Consider the following 3,821-nt stretch of genomic DNA (forward strand, 5'->3'; position numbering starts at 1 on the left):
ATTGTATTGAGCGCCACGCGCCTCATCTGGACCCCATGTCGATTGCCGAAAACCGCCGAGCCCATTACGACTACCACCTCGAGGAACGCTACGAGGCCGGCATGGTGCTGCACGGCTGGGAGATCAAGGCGATCCGCGCCGGCCAGGTGCAGCTGACCGACGGCTACGTGCTGATCCGCGATGGCGAGCTCTACCTGATCGGCTGCCGCATCAATGCGCTGCGCAGCGCGTCGACCCACGTCAACCCCGAGGCCGACCGCACCAAGAAGCTGCTGATGCGCAAGGAAGAGATCAAGCGCCTGGTCGGCAAGGTCGAGCAGCGCGGCTTCACGCTGGTGCCGCTGAACMTGCACTACAAGGGCGGCCTCGTGAAGGCCGAGATCGCGCTGGCCAAGGGCAAGGCCGAGCACGACAAGCGCAACACCGAGAAGAAGAAGGACTGGGACCGCGAGAAAGGCCGCCTGATGCGGCACAAGATGTCCGCGCCCACCAAGGACTGAAGTCCGGTCGGACCTTCAGCCCTTCAAGGCCCCGAGCGCCTGCTCGCAATCGGCGATCAGGTCGTCGACCGCCTCCAGCCCCACCGAGAAGCGCAGCAGCGCACCGTTCCATGCCGGTTGCCGGCGGATCGCCTTCAGCTCGTACGGCACCACCAGGCTGACCGGCCCGGCCCACGAGTAGCCGATCCTGTGCAGCCGCAGCGCGTCGACGACGGCCTCGACCTGCGCGATCGAGAACCGCTCGTCGAACACCACCGAGAACAGCCCGGCGGCGCGCGTGCACAGCGCCCGCCAGGCCGCGTGCCCCGGCGACGCCGGCAGCGCCGGGTGCAGCACCTGCGCCACCTCCGGCCGCGCCGCCCACCACCGCGCCAGCGTGCGGCTCGCCTGGTCCTGCGCGTCATAGCGCAGCGCGAGCGACGGCAGCGCGCGCAGCACGAACTCGACGTCGTTCGCGCCGACGCCCCAGCCCATGCGCATGTGCGTGAACTTCAGCTTCAGGTGCAACGGCTCGTCGCGCGTGGTCACCGAGCCCATCAGCACGTCGGCGCCGCCGGACGGGTATTTCGTCAGCGCCTGGATCGAGATGTCGACGCCGAGCGCGAACGGGTCGAACGCCAGCCCCGCGCCCCAGGTGTTGTCGAGCGCGCAGGTGACGCCGGCATCGCGGGCGATCCTGATCAAGGCCGGCAGGTCCGGGAATTCCATCGTCACCGAGCCCGCAGCCTCCAGCCAGACGAGCTTCGTCGCCGGGCCGATCGCGGCCTGCAGCGAGGTCGGGTCCATCGCGTCGTAGAAGCGGTGCGCGATGCCCCAGCGCGCCAGCTCGTGGCGCGCCAGCTCCTTGTTGGGGCCGTAGGCGTTGTCGGGGATCAGCAACTCGTCGCCGCTCTTCAGCAGCGCCATGTCGACCAGCGTGATCGCGGCCAGCCCGCTCGGCACCAGCAGCGTGTGCAGGCCGCCTTCGAGCGTGGCGATGCGCTCTTCCAGCGTGAAGCTGGTCGGCGTGCCGTGCAGGCCGTAGGTGTAGCCGGTCTTCTCGCGCCAGGTGCGCGCATGCAGCGCGGCCGTCGTCGGGAAGATCACCGTCGACGCCTTGTACRCGCCCGGTGCCACCGCGCCGAAACCGGCCGGCGGCACGTAGGGGTGGTGGATCAGCGCGGTGCGTTGGTCCGGCTTGTCGTCGGCCGCCATTTCAGATGGGTTGTGCGACCAGGTCGTGTCCCTGGGTRCCGACGATGCGTGCCTTCGTGAACTCGCCGACCTTCAGCGTCTTCGAGGCCTTCTCCGGCGGCAGCAACTTCACATGGCCGTCGATCTCGGGCGCATCGGCATAGCTGCGGCCGATGCCGCCCTTGCGGCCGAGCGCCGGGGCCGAATCGACCAGCACCTGCATCGTCGCGCCGACGCGCTCGCGCAGCTTGGCGGCCGACACCTCTTCGGCCACCGCCATGAAGCGCGCGCGGCGCTCCTCGCGCAGTTCGGCCGGCACCGCATCGGGCAGCGCGTTGGCCGTCGCGCCCTCGACCGGCGAGTACGCGAAGCAGCCGGCGCGGTCGATGCGCGCCTCGCGCATGAAGTCGAGCAGGTGCTCGAACTCGGCCTCGGTCTCGCCCGGGAAGCCGGCGATGAAGGTGCTGCGCACCACCAGTTGCGGGCAGATCTCGCGCCAGCGCTGCAGGCGGTCGAGGTTCTTCTCGCCGTTGGCCGGGCGCTTCATGCGCTTCAGCACGTCGGGGTGCGAATGCTGGAACGGCACGTCGAGGTAGGGCAGCACGCGGCCCTGGGCCATCAGCGGCAGCACCTCGTCGACGTGCGGGTACGGGTAGACGTAGTGCAGCCGCACCCAGGCGCCGTGGCGCTCGGCCAGCTCGCCGAGCTTCTCGCACAGGTCGAGCATGCGGGTGCGCACCGGCTTGCCGTCCCAGAAACCGGTGCGGTACTTCACGTCGACACCGTAGGCGCTGGTGTCCTGGCTGATCACCAGCAGTTCCTTGACGCCGGATTCGAACAGCCGCTGCGCCTCGCCGAGCACGTCGCCGACCGGGCGCGAGACCAGGTCGCCGCGCATGCTGGGGATGATGCAGAAGCTGCAGCGGTGGTTGCAGCCTTCGCTGATCTTCAGGTAGGCGTAGTGGCGCGGCGTCAGCTTGATGCCCTGCGCCGGCACCAGGTCGATGAACGGGTCGTGCGGCTTGGGCACGTGCAGGTGCACCGCGTCCATCACCTCGTGCGTGGCATGCGGGCCGGTCACGGCCAGCACGCTCGGGTGCATCTGGCGCACCAGGTTGCCGCCGCCGTCGCCGGCCTTGGCGCCCAGGCAGCCGGTCACGATGACCTTGCCGTTCTCGGCCAGCGCCTCGCCGATGGTGTCCAGGCTTTCCTTGACGGCGTCATCGATGAAGCCGCAGGTGTTGACGATCACCAGGTCGGCCCCGGCGAAGGTCTTGGAGGTGTCGTAGCCCTCGGCGCGCAGTTGCGTGAGGATCAGCTCGGAATCGGTCAGCGCCTTCGGGCAGCCGAGCGAGACGAAACCGATCTTGGGGGAGGCGGACGCCGTGGGGGTGGCTGTCGCCAGCAGGTCTTGTGTCATCCGCGGATTTTCGCCGATTGGCGAAGCCCCGCGGGTGCGGACGGGCTGGAATCAGCGCTTGGGAGGCACGAAACCGGGCATTCCCGGGAAAAGGGCCTCCGCCTGCTTGGCCATCTGCTCGAACATGCTGCGCGATTGCTCGAGGTAATTCCCCATCACGCCCTGCATCCCCGGCGCCTGCCCGTTCAGGAACTGCGTCCACAACTCGGGATTCAGGCCCTTCGACTGCTCGGTGAAGCGGGCCTGCATGTCGGTGAAGGCCTGCAGGTTCTTCTCGAGGTAGCTGCCCATCACGCCCTGCATCGAATGGCCGTAGAAGCGGATGATCTGCGCGAGCGTCTGCGACGAGAACATCGGCACGCCGCCGGTTTCYTCYTCGAGGATGATCTGCAGCAGGATGCTGCGCGTCAGGTCTTCGGAAGTCTTGGCGTCGCGCACGACGAAATCCTGCCCTGCCAGCACCATCGCCTTCACGTCGGCCAGCGTGATGTAGCTGCTGTTCTGCGTGTCGTACAGGCGGCGGTTCGGGTACTTCTTCAACACGCGGGTCGTGCTGACGGCGGTGCCTTCCTTGGCAGATTCGTGAGCAGCGCCTTCCGTCTTGGCGGGAGGGCGGCGAGTCGAGGCCATTCAGCAAACTCCTTGTGGGACCCGGTGGGGTCGCGTGGTCGGGTCATGTGCGGTTGCACAAATGATTCTAGGAGCGTGCCGCCCTGGGCCGCGAAGGG

At 68.2% G+C, this 3,821-nt stretch carries 4 protein-coding genes; 1 reads left to right on the top strand and 3 read right to left on the bottom strand.

From position 1 onward, the window contains the following. Positions 1–35 precede the first annotated feature (35 nt). Positions 36–500 (top strand): SsrA-binding protein SmpB, encoded by a 465-nt coding sequence (smpB, locus tag AC1D12_RS27450; RefSeq protein WP_477844207.1) that lies wholly within the window; start codon positions 36–38, stop codon positions 498–500. Positions 501–515: 15 nt separating this feature from the next. Here smpB and AC1D12_RS27455 read toward each other — a convergent pair whose 3' ends face one another. From AC1D12_RS27455 to phaR, 3 genes are read right to left on the bottom strand one after another with little or no spacing between them, the layout of a single operon-like run. Continuing rightward, complete coding sequence (locus tag AC1D12_RS27455) at positions 516–1,694, bottom strand: PLP-dependent transferase (protein ID WP_477844209.1); 1,179 nt, start codon at positions 1,692–1,694, stop codon at positions 516–518. Between the two features lies 1 nt (position 1,695). After that, positions 1,696–3,093 carry a 30S ribosomal protein S12 methylthiotransferase RimO gene (gene rimO / locus AC1D12_RS27460; protein WP_047512098.1) on the bottom strand — a complete coding sequence of 466 codons (1,398 nt, stop codon included), beginning with the start codon at positions 3,091–3,093 and terminating at the stop codon, positions 1,696–1,698. Positions 3,094–3,144: 51 nt separating this feature from the next. Then, on the bottom strand, positions 3,145–3,723 hold the full coding sequence (gene phaR, locus AC1D12_RS27465; protein ID WP_047512096.1) for a polyhydroxyalkanoate synthesis repressor PhaR: 579 nt from the start codon (positions 3,721–3,723) through the stop codon (positions 3,145–3,147). Between the last annotated feature and the right edge of the window lie 98 nt (positions 3,724–3,821).

The organism is Rhizobacter sp. P1_G5, from assembly GCF_056405435.1.